Raw genomic sequence first — 26,157 nt, 5'->3', positions numbered from 1 at the left:
GTGGATTCCCTGATCACTGCGGCGTGAGCTGTGCGACAGCTACCTGACCGGCGTCGCAAATGACCACGCTGAGCATGCCTGTAACACCAGGCACGGGCGTCGACGCCTGTCCTGCGTACACAGGCCTGCTCAGCGTGGTCATTCACAGGGCGCAGGCCTGCTCAGCGTGGTCAATCTTGGCGCCCTCCGCCGCAAAGTCCTGTCGGCCCGGCCCGAGCAAGTTTCGCCCGAGGAGTCTGTCGATTCGGCCGGCGCCCGTTCGTCATCGTCGGTGAGGACCGCCGACGAGAAGGGGAGAACGATGAAGTACATGCTGTTGATCTGCGCCGAGGAAGGGCTCGAGGTGCCGCCCGAGGAGGCCGACGCCACGCCCTGGCTCGAGGAGATGGAGCGCCGTGGCGTCCGGCTGGACGGTGATCGGCTGCGTGGTGTCAGCGACGCCACGACGGTACGGGTGCGGAAGGACGAGCTCATGGTCACCGACGGGCCGTTTGCGGAGTCGAAGGAGCAGTTGGCCGGGTACGACGTGATCGAGTGCGCCGACCTCGACGAGGCGATCGAGATCGCGTCGAAGCACCCCGTCGCGAAGTTCGGCACCGTCGAGGTGCGGCCTTTCTGGGAGGGCGACTGATGGGTACGCAAGGCGACCGCGACCAGGCGGCGGAGGTGAGGGTCACCGGCGCGCGGACCCACATCGACCTCACCATTGCCCTTCCCCAGTCCCGGGTCTGGGATCTCATTGCCGACGTCACCCGGATCGGTGAGTGGAGCCCGGAATGCGTCCACGGTGCGTGGCTCGACGACGGTGCCGGGCAGGCACACGCGCAGGTGCAGGCGCAGGTGCCGGCGCCCGCGCAGGCGTACGCGCGGGTCGGTGCGAGGTTCGCCGGCGACAACCGGTTCGCCAACGGGAACGTCAGCACTGTGACCTGCGTGGTGACGCAGGCCGAGCGCCCTCACAGGTTCGCCTGGGTGGTACTCGACGGTGCCGAAGATCCGGACCGGCCTGGGTCGATCTGGTCGTACGAACTCACGCCCGGAGGATCGGCGGACGAGACCCGCGTCCGGCACACCTTCGTCCACGGCCCGGGCGACACCGGGGTGCGCGCGGCCGTACGCCAACACCCGGAGCAGGCCGCGGAGATCGTCGACGGCCGGCTCGCCCAACTGCGCCGGCACATGATCGAGACGCTACGCGGGATGGAGCGCGCCTGATCCCGTAAGCCAGGAACGGATCTGGGCGAGATGCTCGGAGAATCCGAGTGGCTCGTCGAGCTCGGCAGCCGAACGACTGTCGATGAAGGCCACGGCCTGCTTGACGAGCCCGGCCACCCAGGGGCACGGTACGCGGCAGACCGCCCGGTCGGACGGCGGTCGCGTCACACGGCAGCGCCCCCGGTGACCGGCAGCACCACGCCCGTCACGTAGGACGCGCGATCGCTCAGCAGCCAAGCGGCCGACTCGGCGATTTCCTCCGGAGCGGCGGCCCGGCCCATCGGCGTGCTCGAGATGATCCGGTCGATCACCCCAGGGTCGTGACGATTCCACTCCTCTACCATCTCGGTGATCGTCAACCCCGGGGCGATCGCGTTGACCCGAATTCCGGCCGACGCATATGACACGGCCGCCGACTCTGTGATGCTGTTGACGGCACGCTTGGCCGCCCCGTACGCGGGCAACGCCGGGTTTCCGATCAGGCTGCCCACGCTGCTGGTGTTGACGATCGCCCCGCCGCCGCTCTGGATCATCGCCTTCACCTCCGCCGACACGGCGTAGAACACGCCCTTGAGGTTGACCCGCATGACGAGGTCGAAGTCGTCCTCCGGAAAGTCCGCGACACGGTGTGGCGGCACCCCGACCCCGGCGTTGTTGAACGCGACGTCCAGCCGCCCGTGCCGCTCGACCACAGTAGCTACCGCCCGATCGATGCTCGCAGTATCGCCGAGGTCAGCGACCACGTACGAGGCGCCAGGGATCTCCGCGGCGACGGACGTCAGGGCGCTCTCGGTACGGGCGGCGAGGACGACGGTCGCGCCCTCCCGAGCGAACAAGCGGGCCGCAGCGGCCCCGATGCCGCGGCTGGCGCCGGTGACGAGCGCGACCTTGTCCGACAGCATTCCGGAGGAAGTCATACCGGCAGAATGCCACGGAGAAGGATGAACGGCCCGGCCGCAACTTCTCCCCCGCTCGGCGATCGGCCACGGCGTGACCTTCGGTGAAGTTCGGCGGCACGGTTCCGGCGGCAGATCTCAGGTGGCCCAACAGAATGGCAGGTGGACGGCGGCGCGCGTCACGGTACTAGTGCGACAGCGCGGTGAGTACGCAGCGGCCGTAGGTCCCAGCTTCTTTAGCCTCCGGGACGCGGTGATGCATCCTCAGCACCTGGGCGAGCTCGCGGCGGCGTGCGGTGTGCCGGGCCGCCGGTGATGCGGCGGGCGACGTGCTGCCGGTCGAGGTCTTCGATTGGCCGGCCAGTGCCGGTGTTGCGGCACCACTCGCCTGGCTGGGCTTTGCAGTGCGGGCATGGGCGAGACAGCACGCGTACCAGGGTGGCGAGGTCGTGGGTCGTGTAGCCGCGACCGGCGAGCGTGCCATCGAAGATCCAGTCGAGCTTGCCGGTGTCGACGGGTTCGACCGGGTAGCTCATCGCCCAATCACCGCCACATACGCGATGCCGACGGTCATCCAGATGGTGAACGTGGCCGCTTTCCACAGCCTGGACCGCATGGAGTCCCTCCCCGCGCGTCGGGCGCGGCGACCCGCCTCCAGGCCGCCGCGCCTGTCTGTTGGATGCGACGCAGCGGCCGGGCGTGGGATGGGATGCTGGGGACATCCGACCGCCGCGTCACGGGAAAGACGGTAAAGGCGGTTCAGCAGATTCCGGGGTACTCGTTGTCCCCGGTGACGGCGAGTACCCCTAGTCGCGGAGGCTGATCCGTGACGCGATCCGCTCGACATCTTCCCGAGTCGACGGCGGCACGATCCGCAGCAGCTCACGGGTGAGCAACCTCGCCGGTGGCGAGTAGACCACGGTCTCCAGGGAGGCGTCGACGGCCTGCGCGAGCAGGTGGACAGCGCCGATGTCCTCGCCGGCCAACCGGTAGCCGCGTGCAAGTTCGAGCAGGTGGCGTGCGCGGCGTTCGGTGGAGGGGATGGACGCCGGGTCGAGGTTGGCGGCGCGTCGGCGGGCTTCGTCGCCGCGTCCCATGGCGACGGCGATCATGACGGCATAGACGTCGACAATCGCTTGGCCGACGCGCGTGTAGGGGTGGGCGTAGCCGTCGGGCAGGAGTCGTTCGGCGGCGAGCTTGGCGTCGTCCCAGTGGGACCAGGCGGATTCGTCGCCGGCTCGTGCGAGGGTGAGCGCGGCGCACAGTTCGAGGTCGACGTAGGCGGCTGCGTAGTCGCGGTCGGAGTCGATCCGGTCGCGGACGAGCGGAATGGCGTGGCCGAGTTCGGTGATGGCGTCTTCGTTGTGTCCGATGGCGCGGACCAGGTGGGCGTAGTACCAGGACGCCCGTGCGCGGGAGAGTGGGTTGTCGGCGGCTTGGGCAGCGGCGACGGCGCGGTCGGCGGACATCCAGCAGAGTTCGCGGTCGCCGTGCCATGCGAGCCATGCCTGCGTGAGGTGGTAGACCTCGGCGAGTAACCGGTTCGCTTCGCGGCGATCGTCGCCGACTGCGGCGGCGGTGCGGGCGTCGCGGATCAGCTTGGGCAGCACCTTGCCGGTCTCGGTGCGCTGTTTCGCCGAGGAGTGCCAGGTCTGCCAGGCGGAGTCGAGCATTGTGCGGATGTAGTCGGTGGCCTGGGGCGAGCCGTCGTCAGGGTGGTGGAGCAGCAGGGCGCGGCGGACGTCGGGGAGTGCTTCGTGGCTGGGCCGTTCGAGGACGGTGTAGGCAACGTCGGCGCCGAAGAGTGCGGAGAGGTCTTTGATGTTGAGTGCGCGGGCTGCGCGGACGGCCATGGTGAGGGTGAGTTCGCGGCGGCCGGTCTCGATGGCCTTGACTGATTCGGGAGAGCAGCCCATGAGGCCGGCGAGTTGGGGGCGGGATCTGCCGGCGGCTTCGCGGAAGAGTCGGAGGCGGGCTCCGGGTGACATGTCGTCGGTCATGGCGGATGTCCCCTCGTGATCGCTTCACCGCAGGGTACATCTGTACCCCTCGGGTGGCTATCCCTTCACCCGCCCGGCAGGCACAGCGTTCGACGAGGCGCCAACACACCGGCGGCGTCGGCGGGAACTGATGAGGGTCAGCTGGCGCCGGACCGCGCGCCGCCCTTCTGGGCGCTCGTCCGGTCGGGAGAGCCCGTCCACGGTCGAGCGAGCTGCCGTACGTAGTCACTGTCGGCTCGTCGGCGGCGGGTTACTGGGGCATAGCCGGTGCCGTAGCCGTAGCCGTAGCCGTACTTTCCACCGTCGCCCTTCTGCGGGCTCCGGTTGAGCAGGGTGCCGATGAGTCGGGCGTTGACCGAGTTCAGGCGGGCGACGGATCCGCGGATCTGGTCGTGGGTGGTCTTGCCGTAGCGGACGACGAGCAGGGTGCCGTCGGCTTGGGTGGCGAGGATGCCGGCGTCGGTCACCGGGAGCAGCGGTGGGGCGTCGATGATGATCGAGTCGAAGTGTTCCCGGAGTTTGGCGAGGAGTTCGGCGAGTGCGCGGGAGTGGAGAAGTTCGGCCGGGTCGGGTGGGAGGACGCCGCTGGTGAGGACGGGGATGCCGTCCGGTCCCCATCTCTGTATGGCTGACTCGAGCCGGGTACGGCCGATGAGGACGGTCGTGAGTCCGAGGGCGGACTCGAGGCCGGTGTACTCGCCGACCCGTGGCCGGCGGAGGTCGGCTTCGACCAGCACGACTCGTTGCCCGGCCTGCGCGAGAGTGGCGGCGAGGTTGCACGCGTTGGTGGTCTTGCCGTCGCCTGGCACGGAACTGGTGACGACGAAGATCTTGTTCGGCTGGTCGATGCCGACGAACTGCAGGTTGGTGCGGAGAACCTTGAACGCCTCCACCCTCGGAGCGTGTGGCTCGAGGGAGGTGATGAGCTTCTTCTCCTTCGCCTCCGGGTCGAACGGTATGGACCCAAGCACGGGCGCGTCGGCGAGGTTGGCCAGGTCGTCCGCGCTGCGCAGCGTTGTGTCGAGGCTCTCCCGCAGTGCGGCAATGCCCACGCCCAGGAGAACGCCGAGCAATGCGGCGATGCCTATGTTGCGGACCGGTTGCGGTGAGACTGGCTGGTCTGGTGTGCGGGGGACGCCGAGAATGCTGGCTTTGATCGCTGGACGTGAGCTCTTGGCACCGGGTGACGTCTCGAGCTCGCCGACGAAGGCGACGAACTCCCTGCCCACGGCGCCGGCGAGCATGCTCGCGCGGATGCGGTCAGGGTCGGTGACCGTGACGTTGAGGATCACCGTCTTGGGAACCACGGTCGCCGTGATCTGGTTGCCCAGCGACTCGGCATCCTGGTCGAGGTCCAGCCTGTCGACCACGCGATCGGCAAGCTCGGGCCCGGTCACCAGGTCGGCGTAGGAGGCTGCGCGTTGTTCGGAGAACAACCCGCCCTGGTACGCAGCTGCCGCGTCGGACTCCGGCACCGAGACGAAGAGCCGCACCGTCGAGGCGTACTGCGGCGTCGTCTGCAGGGTCACGACAGCGGCGGCGCCGACCGCAAGCAGACCGCTGAGGGCGATCACGATCCAGCGGCGTTTGAGCACCTTGAGGTAGTCGCGTAGGTCCACTGGGCGGCGTCCGATCTCCCGTTGCCGTAGTCCGGCCCACCGCCGGTCCACTTGAGTTTTCTGCATCCTCCTCCGTGCTAAACGCGGGCTTCTGAAGCTTTTGAGACTTTGGCTACGCACAGTGCGAACACGGCTACATTGGCCTGGCGTCCCCAGGCGATGGGTAGTACGGGGAACTGATTCGCGGTAACACGGGGGAGAGCTGGATGCCGAGCGAGCTCGACGCACTACTACGGAAATGGCGGGTCGTCGTCCTCGCCTCGCTGGACTGCATAGCCTGGCTGATCGCGCTGGTGGCGTTTGCGGCGCTGCGAGTGGACCTTGTCGACCGGCCCCTTCCGTGGGTCGGCACACTTGGCCTAGCCGGGCTCGCGGCCGTGCTTCAGGTTCAGATCGGCTGGATCGTACGACTCCACCAGGGCCGGAGCATGCTGGGCAGCTTCGAGGAGATGGTCGTTCTCGGCGCAGTGACAGGGTCAGTTGGCATAGTGATCGCCACTGTCAACGCGCTCGCGGCGGAACTTCTGGTGCCGCGCTCGGTACCGGTTGCCGCCACGTTCATGGCACTCGCTCTCGGAGCGGCGGGCAGGGCGGGCTGGCGCTGGTTGCGTGAACTCGGCATCTTCCGGCTGCGACGCCCGGGGGGCACACCCGCGCTGATTCTCGGAGCGGGTGACGGTGGACGTCAGCTCATCGACTCCATGATGCGAGACCCCGCCAGCGGGTGGTTCCCGGTAGGTCTGATCGACGACGACCGGCAGCTGCGGCACCTGCGGATCCGCGGTGTTCCCGTTCTTGGTACCTCCCGCGATCTGGACCACGTGGTGTCGCAGACAGCTTGCCGCACCGTGATCGTCGCGATCCCGAGTGCGGGTAGTGAGCTGATCCGGGCGATCGGGCAGCGAGCGGCGGAACTCCGGCTTGACCTCAAGGTGGTGCCACGGGTCGCTGAGCTCCTCGATGGCCGAGTCGGGGTCACCGACGTCCGCGAGATCCAGCCGACCGACCTGCTCGGCCGTCACCAGATCGACACCGACGTCGGCGCGGTCGCTGGATACCTCGCAGGACGACGGGTCCTTGTCACCGGCGCCGGAGGTTCGATCGGTTCGGAACTGTGCCGGCAGATCGGGCAGTTCGCGCCCGCTGAGCTGATCATGGTTGACCATGACGAGTCCGCCCTGCACGCGGTCCAGCTCGCCGTCAAGGGCGTGGCACTCCTGGACACGCCCGACGTTGTCCTCGCCGACATTCGCGACGCCGAGCGGATGATGGGGCTCTTCCGGCAGCGGTGCCCAGAGGTGGTCTTTCACGCGGCCGCGCTCAAGCACCTGCCAATGCTCGAGCAGTACCCCGTTGAGGCAGTCAAGACGAATGTCTGGGGAACTCTCGCGGTCCTGGAGGCGGCGAAGGCGGCGGGAGTCGCGCGGTTCGTCAACATCTCGACCGACAAGGCGGCGAACCCGAGTAGCGTGCTGGGTTACTCGAAACGGATTGCCGAAGGGCTGACGGCGGGCGCGGCGAGGGACTCGTACGGCAGCTTTGTCAGTGTCCGGTTCGGCAATGTGCTCGGGAGTCGGGGCTCGGTCCTCACGGCGTTCACCGCACAGGTCGAGGCAGGTGGACCGGTGACGGTGACCCACCCCGACGTGACCCGCTACTTCATGACCGTGCAGGAGGCTGTGCAACTGGTGATCCAGGCGGCCGCCATAGGGTCGGGCGGCGAGGCTCTCGTTCTCGACATGGGTGAGCCGGTCCGTATCGCTGACGTTGCCCGCCAGCTGATCGAGGCGTCGGGCCGGCGCATTGAGATCGTCTATACCGGCTTGCGCGACGGCGAGAAATTGCATGAGGAGTTGCTCGGTGGCGGAGAGCGCGACCACCGCCCGATGCATCCGTTGGTGTCGCATGTCACCGTGCCACCGGTTCCACCCGCGGCGCTTCGCAAGATCGACGTGAACGGCGGACCCCAGGCAGCGACCTCGACGCTTCGGGCGACCTGCATGGAGATGGTCGACGGCACCGGAGTGCCCAGCGACGTTCCCCTAGGCACCGCCAAAGCGGCAGCTCTCTCAACCGGCTGAAAGCGATCGGGAGCACTGGCCGGAAGTGTGCGGATCGCCTTTCGCAACCTGGTGCCGCGCGCGGGCGTTTAATGGTTACATATTGTGGTTAATCAACTACACGCTGGAGTGTGTCGCTGGGCTCGTCTGGTGACGCGTGGGTGTTGTGTACAGGGGGTGGCACGGTGACCACGGCAGCGATCGTCCTGGCTTCCGGGCTGGCCTGTATCAGTCTGCAGGGAGTGCTGCTGCCAGTGCTGCGCCGGTACGTTGTCGACGTCCCCAACGGGCGTTCCTCACACCGGTCGCCCACGGCCCGCGGCGGAGGCATCGCGGTGGTGGGCGGCGTTTGGCTGGGCGTCATCGCCGGTTGGCTCGTCGGACTGCCCATACCTTGGGCGGTCGTCGCCGTCGCTCTGGGCCTCTCCGCTCTGCTCGGTCTCGCCGACGACCTACGGAGCGTCGGTGTACTCCTTCGACTGGCGATCCAGCTCGCGCTGGGTCTCGCCCTCGCGCTGTGGGTGTTCCGGTCTGGCGCACCGGAACTGACGGGACTCGAGTTCGGCCTGCTGGTCGTCCTCGCTGCCATCTGGCTCGCTGGTTTCACGAACGCATACAACTTCATGGACGGCATCAACGGCATTTCGGCGTTCACCGCTGTGGTCGCCGGCAGCTGGTATGTCTACGTCGGCTGGGAGTGGCAGGTCGAGCAACTCGGAGTCCTCGGCCTGGCCGTCGCTGGCGCCGGCGCCGGGTTCCTTCCGTGGAACCTGCCGCGGGCCCGGGTCTTCCTTGGCGATGTGGGTGCTTATGCCATCGGCATGTCGCTCGCCGGACTCGCCCTGTGGGCGGCCGTAGCAGGCGTGCCGTTGTGGTCGGCGGCAGCGCCGCTTCTCGTGTACGTCGTCGACACCGGCTGGACGCTGACGCGCCGGATTGCGACCGGCCAGCCCTGGCGCCAGGCGCACCGCGACCACGTTTACCAGCGCCTCGTCGACGGGGGCTGGAGCCACACCCAGTCGTCGATGTTGTCAGCGTTCGCGGCGCTCGCTTGCTGCGCGGTGTCGATGGTGGCCAACAGTGTGGACGTGGCGGTCGGGCTGCTGCTCCTTGTCATCGGCGCGGTCTGCTACCTCCTTCTGCCGCAGGCGATCCACGGCACGCAGACCTCCCTGCCACCACCGGTTGCTCCCTCGGTCCAACCGGATGGCGTCGCTCTGCCCCCCCGCTCGGTCCACGGAATGATGCCGGCTTCAGGGAGTGAGCCCGGTCGCCATAGTCGATCCGCCCAACCTGGCCGTAGGGAGTTGACCAGGCAGTGAAGATCGGCGTCATCACCCAGTGGTACAGCCCCGAGCCGGGTGCGGCCGCACATCCGACCGCAGTCGCGAACGCGTTGGTCGATGCCGGTCACGACGTGACCGTCCTGACTGCGTTTCCCAACTATCCGACCGGACGCTTCCTCGAGCCTCGGCCGCGTGGGCTGGTCCGGCGGGAGACCGTCGATGGCGCCCGCCTGACCCGAGTCCTGCACTATCCGAACCACGATGACTCTGCCAAGAAGCGGATCGCGAGCTACGTGTCGTTCGCCGCGTCGGCGACCGCGGCCGCGCTGGCGCTCGCGGCCTGCGACGTCTGCCTCGTCTACTGCACGCCCGCGACCGTGGCCATTCCTGCCGTCTTCCTGAACGCGGTGGCTCGCGTGCCGTTCGTTCTGTACGTGCAGGACCTCTGGCCCGACTCGGTCACCGCGAGTGGCTTCGTCGGTAGCCAGCGCGCGAACCGCTTCATGACCAGGCAACTCTCCCGCTACTGCGACAGCATCTACCGCCGGGCCAGTGCGGTCGTGGCAATCTCACCCGCCATGCGCGACCTGCTCCTGGACCGTGGGGTCGACGACGACAAGCTGGTCACGGTCTACAACTGGGTGGACGAAGGGGTCTTCAGGCCCGTACGTGATCAGCGCACTGATCGCGCGCGGTTCGAGTTGATGTACGCCGGCGGTCTCGGCGAGGTCCAGGGCCTCGGCAATGCCATCGACGCGATGCATCTCCTGCGCGATCGTGACGACGTACGCCTGACGTTCGTCGGTCGAGGCGTTGCCGAGTCCGGGCTGCGCAGTCGGGTCGCGAACCTCGGCCTGGAGAAGACCGTTCGGTTCGCTCCTGCACGGAACCTGTCCGACATGGCCGAGGTGATCGCGTCGGCGGACGCCCAGCTCGTGTCGTTGCGCGGAGACCCCTTCCTGGCCACGACCCTGCCCAGCAAGGTCCAGGCAGCGATGGCGTGCGCCGCCCCGATCGTCTGCGCAGCTCCCGGCGCCGCGGCCCAGCTTGTTGCCGAGGCGGACGCCGGTATCTCGGTGGTGCCAGGCCAGCCAACCGTTCTGGCGGCAGCGATCGCAGACATGGCGTCGGCCTCGACGCAGAAGCGTTCGGCAATGGGAGACAACGGTTTCGCCTACTACCACCGGCATCTGTCGCGATCGGTGGGCGCCACGCGTCTGGCCGACACGCTGGGCAGGGCAAGCACGGCCCGGCATGGTCGCAAGGCCGCCCGAAGGGCTCACCGAGGAGCGCTGCGATGACGGCCGTCGCTGTCCTTGGCGCGACCGGATTCGTCGGCACCGCGATCACGGAACATCTCCGCGAGTCGGGAATCGACGTGCACAGGGTCCTGGCGCCTCGACTGACCTCCAGCGGTACGACCAGCGATGACCTTCTCGCGCAGCTGTCAGCCCGAGACGACCTGATGGATGAGCTCAGCCGCTGCCTCGACGGAGCTGACTGCGTAGTCAACGCGGCCGGGGTCGCGGATGCTACTGGCGGCGACTGGCGTTCGCTGTGCGGCGCGAACGCCCTACTTCCACTGGTCGTCCAACGCGCGTGCCGCAGGGTCAGGGTGAAGAGACTCATCCACGTGAGTTCGGCTGCAGTGCAGGGACGACGCCACAGGCTCGACGAGTCGGACGACCGGCATCCGTTCTCCGCGTACTCCCGGTCGAAGGTGCTTGCCGAGGAGAGCCTGCAGCGCATGGGTCCCCACCCGCACACTGTGCTGTTCCGGCCCACATCGGTGCACGGGCCCAGCCGGTCCGTCACGCAAAGCCTGGCCCGCCTGGCCGCATCGAAGGCCGCATCGGTCGCAGGAGAGGGCCAGAGTCCGACTCCGCAGGTCCTGGTCGACAACGTGGGCGCTGCCGTCGCGTTTGTCGCCACGTGTCTGGAAACGCCGCCACCGATCGTCCTCCAGCCCTGGGAAGGGTTGACGACGGCCGGACTGCTCCGAGTCCTGGGCGGCCGCGAGCCGCGCCGCGTCCCGACAGGTGTCGCCCGAAGTCTGGTGACAGCGGCCAGCTGGGCCGGCAGGCAGCACGTCAAGGTCGCGGGTCACGCACGCCGGCTCGAGATGGTGTGGTTCGGCCAGGACCAGGAGAGGGGCTGGCTGGCGACGAAGGGTTGGCGGCCGCCTGTGGGCGAAGAGGGTTGGCGCCGGCTGGCATCGACCGTGCAGCCGAGTGCATGACTGGGAGACAGCCTGTGACTGAGCTAGGAGGGGGCTCGACGAGCGGCGCGTTGAGCACCGCCCTCCCCGCTGGTAAGCGCCCCGATGGACCTCTCACCCGGGCGCAGCTTTGCGCCGGCGCGCCGCTCACCACCATCGGAACTCGAAAGAGGCTTTGGTCGAGACATGCCTGGGATCGGCTCCGCCGTGCCTAGTGACTGGCCTTGCGAAGCCGTCCAACCCGAAAAGACCGCCTTGCCGCAACGAGCATACAACAGAGAAACCGCCACCTGCTCAACGCCACCGATGGCAGAGATCGCCGGCTGACCGCCGAAATGTTGCGGGTGTGCACCCGTCGATGGACAGTGACGTCCTCTAGGTGCGACATTTCGCCCGCCACGTTAGCGGCAATAGCGATCCAGAGATCATGGCTCGGGGCGAACCGGGGAAAGGGCATAGCGACATCGAGAAAGTCCGCTCGCAAACCCATGGCGCACCCGTAATACGGAATGGTGCCAACCATCAGCCTCCAGAGACACCTCAAGCCTTGGCCCTTCTCCCGGGCGCGGAGATCCCGATGCCGATGCGCCGTAGGTTGGCCCTCCATAGACCTAAGATTGGACGCAACTACCGCCCCCTCGCGCAAGTGACGAGTAATCTTCTCAACGCGCCCAGCCACCCAAATGTCGTCTTGGTCAGCGAACAGAATTAGGTCGCCGCGCGCAAGCCCGATGGCCCGCTCGAATGTCTTCACGTGGCCGAGATTCACCTCCTGCGTGTGAATCTTCACGCGCGGATCGCGAATGGCTCGCAGTACCGAAACCGTTGAATCCTCACTGCAATCATCAACAACTACAACTTCATCATCCCGACCGAGTTCATCAAGGATCGAGGCAATTTGCTCCTGCACATAGGGCACACCGTTGAATGTAGCCATACAGACAGACGTCGTCACGAGTCAACTCCGACCACTGCCCGAACCTGCGTGACGATCCGAGAGGCTGACAGGCCAGGACTCCATCGGGTTCTGACCTCCCTTAGGCAGTTGGAACGCATCTTAGCGATCCCTTCCGGGTTGAGACTCAGGTAGCGTCCAATCGCATTCGCAGTATCCTCCGGTGAGTTGCGGTGATGCAAAAATCCCGTCTCGCCGTCCCGCACACTCGCCGCCTCGGGACCCTGTTGTAGATGGTCTCCATGGGTTGCGACTGGGACGCCAAACGCCATGCTCTGAATGGCTGTCAACCCGATGGGACCTGGCACTACGGTTAAGTCCAAGACTTCATAGACCTCTTTCAGATTCGCCTCGCCATAAATCGGTCGAACGAAGGTGCAGGGCACCTCCAGCTCTCTCGCCAGACGAGCTAGAGGAATCTTCTCGGGGCCATCCCCCACCAACAGCACGGATACGTCCTTGCCCCTCGATCGAAGAATAGCGGACGCTCTGACTGCTACATCCAACTGTTTCGCGGCGATCAGCCTAACGACCGCTCCTATCACAATACTTCCGCCTCCACTGCCGCATGGAGCAAAAGGTAGAGAGACCGCTGGTTCGGTGACGTTCCGGACGGTGAGGCTATTTCCAATGACCGACATTCGATTACTCGGATAGCCCATTTGTCGACCGAGATCCCGTCCCCACTGGCCATACAGAAGAAGGTGATTTGCCAGCCGATAGAAGCAGAGCCGCACCCGACGCCGTATCGCCTGGTCGGGCCTGTGCCATCCGATGGTCCAGAAGAGCACGCGCCTGCGACGTAGCCTGCATATCGCCGCGCCCAACCAAGTTGACAAGAAGTGAGCGGAGCCAACAAAGATGAACACGTCGTGCCGTGAGCGAAGACACCTAGCAAGGACGCCGCGCTGCCATAGCAGACTCCCACGCCAGACGTTCCTCAACTCAACGGTCGACTGGAAGAGTTCATGGGGCAGGACATCGACACCAGTAGCGCCGGCATCCGGGGCTGCGGCAATGGTTAGCTTGATCCTGGAGTCGTTATCCAACGCCGACAGCACGCCATACCGATAGTGCGCCAGGTACGGATAGACCAGGAGCACCTCGATCTCCTTATGCGACATTCGACATCGCCTTCCGCCTATCACCCTCACGCCTCCTGGATGCACAGGCCGTGTACAGAAGTATGATTCCCAAACCGAGGCCCTTATCTTCGGAGATGGCACCGAAAGGTATAACCGCGGCCCAAGCTACGAGAGTTCCTATGGTGGCTAGAGCTCGCCAGTCGGGGCCGCTGTCCGTAGGGGGCCTGCTCCGCCAAATGCTTCGCACTCCGAATGCCACAGCAGCGACGAATACCGCGCTGCCGAGCCATCCGAACTTCGCGGGTAACAGGAGTGGCGTGTCCAGATAGAAGCTTGTCGGCACACCGTCAGGGCCTATGTTACTTGTGACGACCCCGAACCCCGCGCCTAGCAGTGGATGCTCCTCGGACATTCGCAGGCCGATGCCGTACTCGGTAGCGCGCTCAATCGCCGATTGATCCCTTTCTAGACCTTCAGATATGACAGTCCTCGTTGCCTCCACGCGACTTGCTAGGAAATCGCCATCAGTGACGAGCGGAGCGAACACGAGCGTACCTATTGCCAATACTCCTCCAACCACGAACAGTTGACGGACAATGCCGGTTCGCCCCCCAAAGAGTTTCCGTGTCGCGGCAACCGCTGCAAAGGCGGCCAAGAGCGTCAAGCCCGTGCGAGTACCTGAGACCAGAACCAGGCCAATCAAGACTCCGCTGTAGGCGACCAACAACCAGCCGGAATTGCCCGCGGCAACGCGCGCCGCAGCGACTGCTACTCCCACCCCCACTACCAGCATCGACCCGGCGGCAAAGCGGGACAACTCGATCGCGCTTTCGCCTCGCGCCGTTAGAATGTTCAAGCAGAAGGCTGCCGCCGACAATCCAGCGAATGCGTATAGTGACGGCAGTGCCTGTCGCTTGGTAGTCGTCCTAGCGAGCCCGATACCAACAGGAAGGGATGCGGCCAGCATTACATACGTAGACGCGTCGCGGAGCAGCCATTCGAGCGGTGCGCCATGGGCGAGCCCTTTCCCGATACCGATGGCTATGCAGCAGCTAAGCAGCGTAAAGTAGGCAAGAGCGTCTACCTCGGACTTTCGGACTCTCTCGCTGGGCGCATCTCGGCCGAGTCGGACCACCGAAGTGAGACCTAGGCACAAGAGGAATAGTAAGTAGCCCAACTTGGGCAAACTCAACCCGCCACTCGCAAAGGCGAAGGCGCCACCCCAGAGGGTTACCTGCAGGCGAGCGGGTGGCCAGGCGAGTGCGACAATGACAATGAACGCGAACATCACCGCCAGTGCCAGACCTGTCGCCGCAGCGTATGCCATCAGGATCGCACCCAGTGGCACTCCGAACCAGAGTGCGCCCCAGCTAGCTAGCGAGTGCTTCATCGCACACTCCCGGGGTCCGGCGTAAAGAGGTGACGAGACAACCAAGAATGCTCACTTGCATGAGAATCAAGGCAACGGACAGGCCAATCCAACCTAGCGTCGCTCCGAGCACTGCAAGGCTTAGTAGCCCGACCAACGTCCCAATCAGAATCCCCCGCGCTGCAATCGTGGGGCGGCCCGTCGACACAAACTCAGACAGCAGCGCCTGACTCACCAACGATATTCCTGCTGCTACGACTGCTGCAAACATCAACCATGTGATGCCGTGATAGTCCGAGCCAAGCAGCACAGGAGCGATAAGGCTCGCTGGTAACGCAAGTAGGCCGACTATGACGGCGAGTGCGACCGACAATTTTAGAGTGGCACGCGAGGTCTGGCCGCCGATAGCCATCGATGGCACGAACACGCTCTGAAGGGAGGAGCTGAAGACCATTACCGGGCTGGCTAGTCGAACCCCAGCAGCGTATAGGCCAGTAACCGTTGACGAAGTTACGAGCGCTACGACTGGGACGTCGAGCAGTGAGAGTTGTGCGGCAGCACTTGCAGTCCAGTATCCGTAGACAGCGCGAACATACTCGACGAGCCCGCATGGCCGTCCGAAGCTCAAGGACACCAGCGTGCAACCGAGAACGACAGCCAAGCTGTGCCCTAGAATCGCGACACAAGCAGACCTCGCGTCAACAGCCAAAACTGAGACAAGCAATGCTAGGGTGCCTCGTCTCACCAAAATGAACGCTGCGGCGCGGCCGAATTGCATCCTGCCCGACATCGTTGCGGTCCAAAGGTCACCGGAAATCTCAGCTGCTGCCCAAATGAGACCCGCAGCCGTCAGGAGAAGTCCGGAACGGAAGGCGGTTAGCGTCGCCAATAGGCATGTGGTAACTGCGATTGTGAGTCCCAACCCCCATTGGAGGCAACTGGCTCGAGTGCGCTGCGCATCCTTCTCTGAGCCGACCCGCAGTGCCAACGATATTGAACCTGCGGTTCCGAGCCCGGCGAAGAAGGCGCCAATCGTGAACGCTTCCAGAAATCTGCCCAGATCGCCCGGTCCGAGTGCGCGCGCCACGAGCAGTAATGTGACGGCCTGCAGGAGGCCTCCGAGAAGGCGCGCCCCAGAGGTGCTAGCGAGCGCAAGAGTGAAGTTGCCGTGCGCACGTTTCGGGTTCACCGCAGTGCTCCTAGAAAGAGGCGCGAGGCAAAGGCGCGAGAGTCGTATTCTTCAGACGGCTGAGGGCATGCTGAATGCGCGGCTCGGATAATTGCCTCGGCGATACTGTCCACGTCAAGACGGCAGCTGAAGACGCCATTCAGGCCCTTTACGCGGTCTCGTGTGAATGTATCACCGGCGACAACTGCTCGCACCCCAAGGGACCTAGCCTTAATGAGGGTAGAATTCGGGTAGTGGACTGAGTACGCAGTCACAATCACTCCGGAGGCACTCACCACCGTGTTGAGTTCGTCGTTCGTCATGACTCGATCTACTCTTCGGTATTCGAGCTTCGCTTTTGCGGCGGTACGGCAAAGGTCGAGCTCGCTCCAGTCGCAGTCCTTCAGTCGAGGGCCTGCAAGGATGAATCCAATGGGCAGATCGGTGCGCGATCGTGCTTGGCGCATTGCCTTGAGGATTAGGGGGATATTCTTTCGATGCGACAAGGACCCAACGGCACCCACCCACAGGTGAGAGTCATGCATGCCGTGCTGAGTTCTGAACTTGTCCGCCATTTCCTGTGTCTCGCGCCGAGTCACGCTAGCGATGTAGGGATCGACAACAACAGGCTGACCCAGCCGGGTAGGGGCATCCCCGGCTTGACCCAGCCAGGACAGGTGGACGTTGCGCCTCGTGCTGACAAGTGCGGCTGCGGAGAGCTTGACCCGCCCCTTGATCCAACGCGATGGGCGGAACGACTCGCCTCGCGGGTCTCGCATGATCAGGAGACTCAGTTCACCACGTCCCCGCCATCCGCGAATGGCTAATTCGCGTAAGAGGACGTCGCCATGAGGTACGACAGTGAGGTCTGCCTCTTGTTGACTACTATGGTCTTCAAGTTCGGGTAGGGACCCGGACCAGCTGTGTCGAACGTGCACGGCGCCGGAAAGTGGCCGCACATGGCGAAGATACTCGGGCTCTCGCTCGACGTTTCCCAAGCACAGTGCGGCGTCAAGACCGGCGGATACTGCCTCTTCGGCTAGAATTCGAACGTAGACCAGCCGATGGCCACCAGATCCAGGCTCTGCGATCACTATCCTAGTCATTGATGCAGGCCCGACCACGTGCGGTGTAGAGGTGCGGTGGATTGAATAAAGTGCAGCACACGCGTTGACGTATTGGTAACCATGTATTCGTGTGGAATGGCCGGACGGTCCGTTTGAAGGGCGTGGCTGAGTGCTGCATCTACCGTCAGGGGCGATGTCCCACCAAGGATGAGGGATCCCGCGTCGAAGCTCTCAGGTCGTTCTGTCGATTCTCGGAGACTGACAGCGGGGAATCCGAGCAGCGTTGACTCCTCGACGATCGTGCCGCTATCGGAGAGCACGCAAGCAGCTTCCAATTGAAGCTTGTTGTAGTCATGGAAGCCAAACGGTCCGAGCCATCGTACGTCAACCCCGTCCAAGTCTAGGGCGAGTGCGTCGAGGCGCTTGCGGGTCCGGGGATGAGTGCTGACGATTATTGGCATTCCCCACCTTTGATGCACCGCCACAAGGCATTTGAGCAGCATCTCGAGCCGCTGGGGTGAGTCGACGTTCTCCTCTCGATGAGTGCTGACCAGGAAAAACTTGCCCGGCTCGAGGCCCAGTGTGGCCAAGGTGTCGGACGAATCAATCTGAGGTCGATAGTGCTCTAGCACCTCGCGCATGGGTGACCCGGTCACGAGGACGCGCCGCGGGTGCAGGCCTTCGGCCAACAGATTGCGGCGCGCGTGCTCGGTGTAGGCCAAGTTGAAGTCGGCGATATGATCGACGAGCCGCCGGTTGGTCTCCTCCGGGACGTTCTCGTCGAAACAGCGGTTGCCGGCCTCCATGTGGTAGGTGGGGATCTTCATCCGCTTGGCCATCAGTAGCGCTATGCACGAATTGGTGTCGCCTAGCACCAGCACGGCGTCCGGCCTCTCGGCCTTCAACACCTGCTCGGTCTTGATGAGCGTCTCGCCGAGCACAGTGCCGAGGGAGGACGTGTCTACTGCGAGGTAGTGGTCCGGTGGCCGGAGGGCGAGGTCGTCGAAGAACACTTGGTTCAGCTGGTGGTCGTAGTTCTGGCCGGTGTGCACGATCACGTGGTCGACTGTCTGGTCGAGGCGCGACATTACGCGGCTGAGGCGGATGATCTCTGGACGGGTTCCGACGATCGTCATCACCTTGATCATCGCTGCATCACACGCTCGGGATACTGGTCAGGGTTTGTGGGATCGAGGAGCTGGTCGGACCAGAAGACCGTCACCAACTCGTCGTCTCCCACATTCTCGATGTTGTGCACCCACAAGGTGGGCATGTCGACGTACGCCGGAGTGTCACCGGAGAGGTGGAAGGAAACCACCTCGTCGTGTAAGAGGCGGCGCAGGTTGATCCGGGCCGACCCCTTGAGCACGAAGAAGCGCTCAACCTTGTGTAGGTGGTAGTGGTCGCCCCGCGTCTGTCCCGCACGTGTCGTCGAGACGAACGACTGACTCGTCCCGCCGTGCGCACGCACGATCTCCGTCAACACCCCGCGCTCGTCCGCATGCAGGTCGGGAGCGACCGGGAACATGTCGGGGAACCGGAATGCGCGATAGGTGTTGAAGAGGTTGACCGTGAGCCGTGAGCTCAACTCCGCCATCTCGCCAGTGCGATATCGGTCGTGAAGCCTCGCCAGGGTGTCGGCCACCCACGAGACCAGCACCGGTTCGCCTCGAGGTCGCAGTTCGCCCAACTCGGTCTGTTCGCCGGCACGGATCAATGCCGCCGCCGCGTCCTGGACGTGCAGCAACGGGATCTCGCGGTCGTTCGTAACGCTTGGGCGACGGTCTGCGGCCACCTCGGCGGCGAACGTCGCCACGAACGAGTTGTAGTGCGGCAGTCCGTGCTCGCCGAACAGGTTCGGTAGGCGGACGTCCACGAACCTCACCCTCGACGCCTTACACACGGTTGCGAGTACCGCGGCAGCCTTCCTCTTGCCCCGGCCGTATGCGGTGTCGGTTCCTGACTGGATGCTGTTGGCGTTCACAATCGTCATTCGGTGCCGAAGACGGCACACCGCTGCGGCCAGCCGATCGGCAATCTCTACGTTTCCGTCTTCAACCTCGGCGTCGCTGTCGGCGCGATTGACGCCCGCGAGGTGGAGCACGATGTCGGCGCGAGACAACGCGTCGTGGAGGAGCATCTGGTCGGCAAGCTCCGCACGGCCGATGCGCAGGGGCTCCACTCCATGGACGGCCCGCAGGCGGCAACAGACATGCCAGCCGAGGAAACCCATCGCGCCCGTGACTGCAACCTTCACACCAACCGACCTCCGCCGGTGATTGCCACTTTCACGCAGGCACTCCCTCGAGCTCACGCTGGACCTCCGGAATGCCTTTCAACATCTCGATCGTCCTTTCGATGTCCAGACGATCGGTGTTGCCGGATGAGTAGTCGACGGCGACCGACGTCTTCTGCTCGCCTTGGTCGAAGTAGAGTTCGTACTCCAGCGATCTCGCGTCGAGCGGCACGCGGTAGTAGCTACCCTGGTCTACTGCCTGAACCATCTCCTCACGGCTCAGCAGGGTCTCGTGTAGCTTTTCGCCATGTCGGGTGCCGAGTACCTTGATCTCGGGCTCACCGTGACCAAGCATTTTCGCCAGCGCGCGTGCCAGGACATCGACCGTGCAGGCTGGCGCCTTCCGTACGAAGAGATCGCCGGGCTCGGCATGGAGGAATGCGTGCTCGACAAGTTCCACGGACGACTGCAACGACATCAGGAACCTGGTCATCTGTGGCTCGGTAATCGTGAGTGGTTCACGACGGCGCAGCTGCTCCACAAACAGCGGGATTACAGATCCGCGGGAGTACATCACATTGCCGTAGCGAGTGATTGACACAACCGTCGACGAGCGAGGGTGGTTCCGGGCGAAGGCCTGTGCCGTCTTCTCCATGAGAGCTTTCGACATCCCCATGGCGTTCACCGGGTAGACAGCCTTGTCGGTACTAAGACAGACGACAGAGCGAACGCCAGCGAATGCAGCAGCCTCAATGACGTTGCGGCTACCTATGATGTTTGTCTGGACTGCTTGGTGCGGGAAGAACTCACACGAGGGTACCTGCTTGAGTGCGGCCGCGTGAAACACGTAGTCGACCCCGGTCAGCGCGTCGGCAACGCTCGCCCGATCTCGTACATCACCGAGAAATAGGCGTAGTCTCGAGTCTCCGAATCGACGGCGCATCGCGTCTTGTTTCGCCTCGTCACGGCTCAGCACGTGGACGGCACGCACGTCCTGTTCCAGCAGACGTGCGACCATGGTCGAGCCAAACGACCCTGTGCCGCCCGTGATGCCGACCGTGGCTGCGGCCATGAGGTTGCCGGTCATCCTGATCCCCCAGTTCTCGCGGCCTCGCAGAGGGCCGCCTGCGCGTTGCTCGGAGTTGTGTTCGGCGGCCCCTTCCGGGAAGGTCCCCGCGCACCCCGGAAACGGCAAGGAGGCTGGTGAACCTGATCGGTGAGTCTGGAGCACCCATCGATCAGGGACTCCATTCCCTGCGCCTCACCGAGCGTGCCGGCGTAGACCAAGACGGCCTGGTTGTCGAGCATCGGCGGCGCCGCCCGAAGGTCAGTACATGCGCCGTGAATGAGAGCGTCCTCATCTGCCCGCAACTGTCGATACGGGATGTGCAGGGACTCGTCGCGCGGGACGCCGCTCTGGACGAGTGGGTCTCCTACCTCGGGGGAGACGTGAGCAATCTGGGCCGCAACTCTGTAGATGGCACGGCACCAGGTCGCCAGTGCATGTTCGAGCCTCCGTAGTGTGCGGCGCTGGCTGACCAAGCCGCTCGCTAGGGCCGAAGCCGCGAATGAGCGGCACGTCGCAGGGCAGCGCCGCACCGGCGAGCTGTCCCTGGCTCGGGTAGAGAGTGACCCTGCGGACCCGGACGCTGGTGGTCCGCTCGTCCATGGGCCGTGAGAGGTGGCAGCCGGCCATGGTCGTGCCGCTACTGCAGGTCGGATAACCAATGAGCACTCGGACCTCATGTCCACGGTCTGCCAAGTCGTGCGCGAGCACGCCGGGCTGGCTCGCCATCCCCGATGCCAGGGTCGAACCACTGGCTGAGCAGGCCAAATCGCATGCTTCCCCCGTCAGAGCCAGGTCGATCAACCGGCCCTGGATCACGACATTGCATCACTTGAGATTGATCAACCGACACTATACTCACGACAAGTAGGTGGGCGACTACAGATGGTGCAAGTCTCGATGAGATTCCGGGCCGCGCCATGCGCTGGCCCCTCGGCATTGCGCCTGGCGACGAGGTAATCGTGCCGACCTGATGGTCACCGCCACTCTTGTCGTCCACCTGGGCACAACGCCGTTGTCGACGGCGGGCCACTCGTGTTTGCGTCGGGTGGAGCTCGGTGACGAGGTGCGGCATCTGCTTGTTGCGCTTGGCGCGGCGGAACGATTGATCGGCGTTAGGCACGCCGGCGCCAGTCCGGTCCGGTCCAGCACCCGCCAGCGGGTGAGGCGGTGTGGGTTGGCGGTTCGGGCGATGGCGATCATCGCCTCGATCGGGTTGAAGATGTCAGCGTTCTGGCGAGCCCGCCGTAGGCCGCCGAGCCCGGGTGACGGTGAACACCTCGGCCAGCCCTTCCCGTGAGCGGGCGGCTGCACCGTGGTAGCTGCGTTGCAGGTTGGTGGCCAGCCTTGGGTGTCTGGCGCGAAGAGGTTGGGTGTGTGCCTTGACGACGGTGTCGATGAAGCCTTCTCCTTGCCTGGCGTCTACGACCATGGGCCACCGAGATTAAACGGAAAGCATATTAGGGTTCCATAATCTGGGGTTTTTGGTTACCTCTAGGTGGATATGAGAATGACATGCATCGACATGAGTTCCTGAGTAGGCTGCATGACGTGTGTCGGCCGCGTACCTACTTTGAGGTTGGGGTCAATGAGGGTCATAGTCTTTCGTTGTCGCGGGCACGCACCGTCGCAGTCGATCCCTCATTCACAGTCACGCAGCCTATCCACTGTGAAGTCGAACTTGTCCGGGCTACAAGCGACGCTCTATTTGCATCAGGTGAACCCTTCGATCACTTCCGCGGTGCCCATGTAGATCTCGCCTTCATCGACGGGATGCACTTATTTGAGTTTGTTTTGCGGGACTTTATAAATACCGAGGCGCACTCGGCGGCATCAACTGTCGTGGTTCTCGATGATGTGTTTCCTCGACGCCTAAGCGAGGCTGCTCGTAACCGGTATACGGCCGACTGGACCGGAGACGTTTACAAGATTATCCCCGTTCTGCAACGCTATCGGCCCGACCTGTGCTTAGTCCCGGTCGACACCTACCCGACTGGCGTGTTACTCATACTAGGCCTAGATCCTGCCAATACTGTCCTATCGAGCAATTATGAAGAGATAGTCAAGATGTTCGTGGTCCCCGATCCACAGCCAGTTCCCGAGGCGCTTCTTAAGCGCGCATTCGCGCTGTCCCCGGAGATGGTACTGGCTGCCCCGTTCTGGGCGCAGATTCTGGCTACCCGCACGACCGAGGCGCCCGCGTTGTCCAAGGAGTTGGCAGACGAAGTGCGAAGCATTTTTGCGCTCGACTCAAGGGGCTCGATGGCCGATTGGCTGCCCGAGTCCGGAGGGGTCAAGGAGCCGTTCCGTGAGGGAATGACTCGCCGCGTCCTCTGCTCCAGAGGGGTACGTGCGGCGGTCAGGAATCCGCTCCTGCAGAAGCTGGCCGTCGGCCTTATCAAACATTTCCGTGACGGTTGCGGTTCTCCTGCTGCCACCGCCTATCCCAGCTTGCGGCCAACCGGTACTAACGCCACTGCATCCAGGCTCTAAGCACGTTCGCCCAGACGCAACACCGGTGCTCATCGACAGCGACTCGGCCAGGCACTGCCACCTCTTGAGCACGCACGCGGCTCGGAGTGGTTGAGGATGCCGCGCCGCCGTTCTCGCGACGAGCGGAGGGAACAGTGGCGGATGCCGGAAGTAGGGCCGCGACGCTGTCCTCTTTCTACCTGACTTGGCACACGCCGGGCCGGTCACAGTTCAGGCGCAGGGCGTTGAGCTGGAGGTTTTGTTGATGGCGAGGCTGAGTTTGGCACACTCATCTTGGCTTAGGCGCCGGTAGCTCCGTACGTTCAGACGTGACGTGAAGACCGTTGCACGGGCGACCGCGGTGCAGATCGTGCACTCGATGTGGCGCGGTTCCCACAGGATCGAGCGCCTCGGTCGGAGTGGCATGGGCAGCCTCTGGAGGCGCTGAGGCGTACTCGATGAGTCGGACACGACGGTCGTAGACAATGTTCTCGTGGGTCACGGGAAGTCTCCCTCTCTAGATCTCAGCAATCCAGAGACTGCCTCCCGTGACCCACACCCGCACGGAGGCTGGCCGGGCCAGGTGTCACCCCAACCCGTGATCCCTACGACCTAGACCTAGTGTTTGGTCGGGTCATCGACCGACCAGGAAGGCCGATTCCCCGCTGATGTTGACCCAGGTCGGGTCGAGCCGGCGTCGTGTGCAGATGTTAAGCATGGTCTGGCGGCCATTCGACGATGACGCATGGCGGCAGCAGTTCGCGGCGGTGTGTGCCAAGTACGGCGCCGCGCTCTGCGACACGCTCGGGCAACGAGGTGCACCGAGCGAACTGAACGGGCGCCTATTGGATTGGTGTCTAGAAGGAGTGGGAAGGAAAGGTCCCAGCCGTCTGCGGATCGCTCGCCATCATTGGCTTGGCCGAGCGGGGATTGTCGCCTCGTGGGGGAGGGTTGAATGTTCCCGCGAATTCGTTCGCTTCAGCCGTTGCGGGATCTTCACCGGATCAGAGGTAATGCAGAGGGCTCGGTGGGCTTCGCCGTGATCGCGCGGTCGGGGCTGGTCGATCCGCACTGGTACAGCCGGCAGCTAGGTCGCGCGACCACGATGTCACGCCTGGAGGCGACAGCACACTACGTGTGGGCCGGCCGGGTCCGAGGCCTGTCGCCGCATCCGCTCTTCGAACCCGAGTACGTCGATCCGACCGGCTGGCGGACGAATCCCGTTGATCCGTTGACCAGGTATCTCCGCGACCCGAGGAACTGGACGACGGCGACCCACCCCTGGTTCGACGGCGGTGCTTATCTGGCAGCCACGCCCGCCGCCCGATCCCATCCGTATGGGCCGTTGGGCCACTTCACCGCCACAGCGCACTCCGGTACACCGCTGCCCGTCGTCCCGATGCATGGTGAGCACGCGCCGACACCGATCACCTGGGGCGAGGCGCGTGACTTCCTGCTCGGCAGGGAACGCAGAGAGGGCCGCCGAGACGCCGACCTCACCAAAGCGACGGCGCAGGAAACGAAGCGAGTGGTGGGCCGAGTGAGTGTCCTGGTCCGGGCCACCGGCGACTGGCAACGTGCGCGCCAGTGCCTCGCCGCGCTCCTGGCCGAGACCGACGCGGGAGATCTCGAGGTCATCGTGGTGGACAGTGCGTCCCGACGCTCGGTCGGCACCATTCTCGCGGCGACCGGTGCCACCGACCCGCGCATCCACGTCGTACGGCACCACATCCATCAGCCCGCGACACTCACCCGCAATCTCGCGTACGCCCAGTCGACGGGTGAGGTCGTGGTGTTCCTTGATGACAGCGGGATCGTCCAGCGTGGGTGGCTTCCGCCCCTGCTCCGGTCGCTCGACGCGCCGGACGTCCTGGCGGCGCAGCCCCTGCTCGTTCATCCGGACCACACCGTCCGCAGCGCTGGCATGGTCTTTCCGCGTCGCGGTACGTTGCCGGTCCACTTCCTCGATCGCCATCCGGCGGAGGACGCGCGGCGGGTCGGCACTCACGTCGAGGTGCCTGCCGTCACGGCGGCGGCGATGGCGATCCGGGCAGCGAACTTCGCGGCCCTCGACGGGTTCGACCTCGACCAGAACGGCTGGGCGGACGTGGACCTGTGCCTGCGCTTGCGGGAAACCCTGAGGAACGAACGGCACGCGCCGGCGGCCGGGGTCGTCGTGTCGACGGACAGCGTGGTTGTCCAGCAGGAGAACACCGCGGCCGACCGGGCTCGGGAGAACGCGCACGCATTCCAGCGCCGATGGTCCCGCCGCACCCCGCGCGGAGACGAGCGGCTCTGGCGTGCCGCGGGCTTCACGGTGTCCCACTACAGGCCGGAGATCTCGCCGGCAGCCGCCCGTCCTCAGCTGGCGCGGCCCGTTCTGACCCGCCCCGTCACCCTCGTGTCACAGGGCCCGGCGCGCGGCCTGCCCGCCCTGCGGTGGGCGATCAAGACCGCCGCGCCGGCGGGCGAGGCCGGCAAACGATGGGGCGACGTCCACTTCGCCCGCGCTCTCGCGGCCGCCCTAGAGCGGCTCGGGCAGACCGCGGTGGTCGATCCGAGGGAGGCGCATCATCGCGGAACGGCATATCTCGATGACGTCGTTCTCACCCTCCGCGGACTACACCCCGTGTCGCCACAGCCGGGGCGCATCAATCTTCTCTGGGTGATCAGCCATCCGGATCGAATCACGCTGGCGGAGATGGATCAGTACGACCGGGTGTTCGCGGCAAGCACCCAGTGGGCGGCGCGAATGTCGGAGTCTCGGGAAGATCCGGTCATTCCTCTCCTGCAGTGCACGGATCCGGAACGCTTCCACCCTGGAGTCGCGCAACCGGACACCGGGCACCGCTGTCTCTTCGTCGGGAACTCCCACCGGATGCTGCGGCCCGTCGTGCGAGATGCCATCGACGCTGGTGCCGACATCGCGGTGTACGGGCTGCAGTGGGAGGGCCTGCTGGATGCCCGGTACATTCACGGTTCCCACCTGCCGAACTCCGACGTCGCCGCGGCCTACCGTTCCGCCGGGGTCGTCCTCAACGACCACTGGAGCGACATGCGCCGGGAAGGATTCCTCTCCAACCGTCTCTTCGACGCGACGGCGGCCGGCGCACGTGTCGTCAGCGACGACGTCGCCGGAATGGCGGAGATCTTCGGAAAGGGAATTGCCACCTATCGCGGCGTCGAGGAGTTGAGCGCTCTTCTCACGAGGCCGTTCGATGAGAGTTTTCCCAGCGAGGAAGATCGTCTGCTGGTTGCCGAGAGAATACGTCGTGAACACTCCTTTGACGCCAGGGCAGGAACACTGGTGAAGGCGGCTTCCCGGCTCTGGGAGCGTTAGAGACCGTCCCTGCCCAACGACGTCTCAGAACAACGGTTTGGTTACGATCGCCACCGCGGTTGCCCGCCTCAGGTTGACCGATGGTGGGGGAGAGAAAGTCAGGTT

The 26,157-nt window shown here is 64.8% G+C and carries 21 protein-coding genes; 9 read left to right on the top strand and 12 right to left on the bottom strand.

The features are described from left to right. Window positions 1-301: 301 nt before the first annotated feature. Window positions 302-631, top strand: a complete 330-nt coding sequence (locus ABNF93_RS02765; RefSeq protein WP_349325892.1) for a YciI family protein — start codon at window positions 302-304, stop codon at window positions 629-631. After that, entirely contained in the window at window positions 631-1,215 is a 585-nt protein-coding gene (locus ABNF93_RS02760) for an SRPBCC family protein (protein ID WP_349325891.1), read from the top strand. The genes ABNF93_RS02765 and ABNF93_RS02760 overlap by 1 nt, the downstream gene beginning before the upstream one ends. On the opposite strand, the gene ABNF93_RS02755 is transcribed toward ABNF93_RS02760, so the two are convergent. The 5 genes from ABNF93_RS02755 to ABNF93_RS02735 all read right to left on the bottom strand — a co-directional run bounded on the left by ABNF93_RS02755 (window position 1,192) and on the right by ABNF93_RS02735 (window position 5,796). Continuing rightward, window positions 1,192-1,332 (bottom strand): hypothetical protein, encoded by a 141-nt coding sequence (locus tag ABNF93_RS02755; protein ID WP_349325890.1) that lies wholly within the window; start codon window positions 1,330-1,332, stop codon window positions 1,192-1,194. The two genes, ABNF93_RS02760 and ABNF93_RS02755, sit on opposite strands and share 24 nt — an antisense overlap. A 47-nt stretch (window positions 1,333-1,379) precedes the next feature. Continuing rightward, window positions 1,380-2,132, bottom strand: coding sequence for an SDR family NAD(P)-dependent oxidoreductase (locus ABNF93_RS02750; protein WP_349325889.1), 753 nt, complete (start codon window positions 2,130-2,132; stop codon window positions 1,380-1,382). Between the two features lie 215 nt (window positions 2,133-2,347). Beyond that, window positions 2,348-2,647, bottom strand: a complete 300-nt coding sequence (locus ABNF93_RS02745) for a zinc finger domain-containing protein (RefSeq protein ID WP_349325888.1) — start codon at window positions 2,645-2,647, stop codon at window positions 2,348-2,350. Between the two features lie 270 nt (window positions 2,648-2,917). After that, window positions 2,918-4,111 (bottom strand): helix-turn-helix transcriptional regulator, encoded by a 1,194-nt coding sequence (locus ABNF93_RS02740; RefSeq protein WP_349325887.1) that lies wholly within the window; start codon window positions 4,109-4,111, stop codon window positions 2,918-2,920. A gap of 137 nt (window positions 4,112-4,248) precedes the next feature. Further along, window positions 4,249-5,796: a tyrosine-protein kinase domain-containing protein gene (locus ABNF93_RS02735; protein ID WP_349325886.1), complete on the bottom strand. Its 1,548-nt coding sequence runs from the start codon at window positions 5,794-5,796 to the stop codon at window positions 4,249-4,251. A 140-nt stretch (window positions 5,797-5,936) separates the two neighbouring features. On the opposite strand from ABNF93_RS02735, the gene ABNF93_RS02730 reads away from it, so the two are divergent. The 4 genes from ABNF93_RS02730 (at window position 5,937) to ABNF93_RS02715 (ending at window position 11,315) form a co-directional block, all read left to right on the top strand. Further along, window positions 5,937-7,811 carry a polysaccharide biosynthesis protein gene (locus ABNF93_RS02730; RefSeq protein ID WP_349325885.1) on the top strand — a complete coding sequence of 625 codons (1,875 nt, stop codon included), beginning with the start codon at window positions 5,937-5,939 and terminating at the stop codon, window positions 7,809-7,811. A 164-nt stretch (window positions 7,812-7,975) separates the two neighbouring features. Beyond that, entirely contained in the window at window positions 7,976-9,112 is a 1,137-nt protein-coding gene (locus tag ABNF93_RS02725; RefSeq protein WP_349325884.1) for an MraY family glycosyltransferase, read from the top strand. Further along, window positions 9,109-10,377 carry a glycosyltransferase family 4 protein gene (locus ABNF93_RS02720; RefSeq protein ID WP_349325883.1) on the top strand — a complete coding sequence of 423 codons (1,269 nt, stop codon included), beginning with the start codon at window positions 9,109-9,111 and terminating at the stop codon, window positions 10,375-10,377. The genes ABNF93_RS02725 and ABNF93_RS02720 overlap by 4 nt, the downstream gene beginning before the upstream one ends. Next, the gene (locus ABNF93_RS02715; RefSeq protein WP_349325882.1) at window positions 10,374-11,315 is read left to right on the top strand and encodes an NAD-dependent epimerase/dehydratase family protein; all 942 of its coding nucleotides are present in this window, start codon (window positions 10,374-10,376) and stop codon (window positions 11,313-11,315) included. Before ABNF93_RS02720 ends, ABNF93_RS02715 begins: the two co-directional genes overlap by 4 nt. Window positions 11,316-11,505: 190 nt before the next feature. Here the strand turns inward: ABNF93_RS02715 and ABNF93_RS02710 are convergent, their stop codons facing one another. From ABNF93_RS02710 to ABNF93_RS02690, 6 genes are all read right to left on the bottom strand, one after another. Further along, window positions 11,506-12,231, bottom strand: a complete 726-nt coding sequence (locus ABNF93_RS02710) for a glycosyltransferase (protein ID WP_349325976.1) — start codon at window positions 12,229-12,231, stop codon at window positions 11,506-11,508. Window positions 12,232-12,245: 14 nt separating this feature from the next. Further along, entirely contained in the window at window positions 12,246-12,890 is a 645-nt protein-coding gene (locus ABNF93_RS34805; RefSeq protein WP_502877527.1) for a glycosyltransferase, read from the bottom strand. A 472-nt stretch (window positions 12,891-13,362) separates the two neighbouring features. Then, window positions 13,363-14,724 (bottom strand): O-antigen ligase family protein, encoded by a 1,362-nt coding sequence (locus ABNF93_RS02705; RefSeq protein ID WP_349325881.1) that lies wholly within the window; start codon window positions 14,722-14,724, stop codon window positions 13,363-13,365. A gap of 2,249 nt (window positions 14,725-16,973) precedes the next feature. Continuing rightward, complete coding sequence (gene wecB, locus ABNF93_RS02700; RefSeq protein WP_349325880.1) at window positions 16,974-18,086, bottom strand: non-hydrolyzing UDP-N-acetylglucosamine 2-epimerase; 1,113 nt, start codon at window positions 18,084-18,086, stop codon at window positions 16,974-16,976. Then, the gene (locus ABNF93_RS02695; protein ID WP_349325879.1) at window positions 18,083-19,195 is read right to left on the bottom strand and encodes a polysaccharide biosynthesis C-terminal domain-containing protein; all 1,113 of its coding nucleotides are present in this window, start codon (window positions 19,193-19,195) and stop codon (window positions 18,083-18,085) included. Before ABNF93_RS02695 ends, wecB begins: the two co-directional genes overlap by 4 nt. Window positions 19,196-19,226: 31 nt before the next feature. Beyond that, window positions 19,227-20,261 carry a polysaccharide biosynthesis protein gene (locus ABNF93_RS02690; RefSeq protein ID WP_349325878.1) on the bottom strand — a complete coding sequence of 345 codons (1,035 nt, stop codon included), beginning with the start codon at window positions 20,259-20,261 and terminating at the stop codon, window positions 19,227-19,229. A 116-nt stretch (window positions 20,262-20,377) separates the two neighbouring features. Here ABNF93_RS02690 and ABNF93_RS02685 point away from each other — a divergent pair, with 116 nt between their 5' ends. After that, window positions 20,378-20,695, top strand: coding sequence for a hypothetical protein (locus tag ABNF93_RS02685; RefSeq protein WP_349325877.1), 318 nt, complete (start codon window positions 20,378-20,380; stop codon window positions 20,693-20,695). A gap of 770 nt (window positions 20,696-21,465) precedes the next feature. On the opposite strand, the gene ABNF93_RS02680 is transcribed toward ABNF93_RS02685, so the two are convergent. Further along, on the bottom strand, window positions 21,466-21,672 hold the full coding sequence (locus ABNF93_RS02680) for a hypothetical protein (RefSeq protein WP_349325876.1): 207 nt from the start codon (window positions 21,670-21,672) through the stop codon (window positions 21,466-21,468). A gap of 176 nt (window positions 21,673-21,848) precedes the next feature. Between ABNF93_RS02680 and ABNF93_RS02675 the strand changes: the two genes are divergently transcribed. Together ABNF93_RS02675 and ABNF93_RS02670 are read left to right on the top strand one after the other, a co-directional pair. Continuing rightward, window positions 21,849-22,733: a class I SAM-dependent methyltransferase gene (locus ABNF93_RS02675; RefSeq protein WP_349325875.1), complete on the top strand. Its 885-nt coding sequence runs from the start codon at window positions 21,849-21,851 to the stop codon at window positions 22,731-22,733. Between the two features lie 934 nt (window positions 22,734-23,667). Continuing rightward, window positions 23,668-26,052, top strand: a complete 2,385-nt coding sequence (locus ABNF93_RS02670; protein WP_349325874.1) for a glycosyltransferase family protein — start codon at window positions 23,668-23,670, stop codon at window positions 26,050-26,052. Window positions 26,053-26,157: the final 105 nt, after the last annotated feature.

It is taken from the genome of Actinopolymorpha sp. B9G3 (assembly GCF_040120725.1).
Lineage (GTDB): Bacteria > Actinomycetota > Actinomycetes > Propionibacteriales > Actinopolymorphaceae > Thermasporomyces.
The sequence above is the reverse complement of the archived record's forward strand: the minus strand, read 5'-3'. Positions and strand labels throughout refer to the sequence as shown.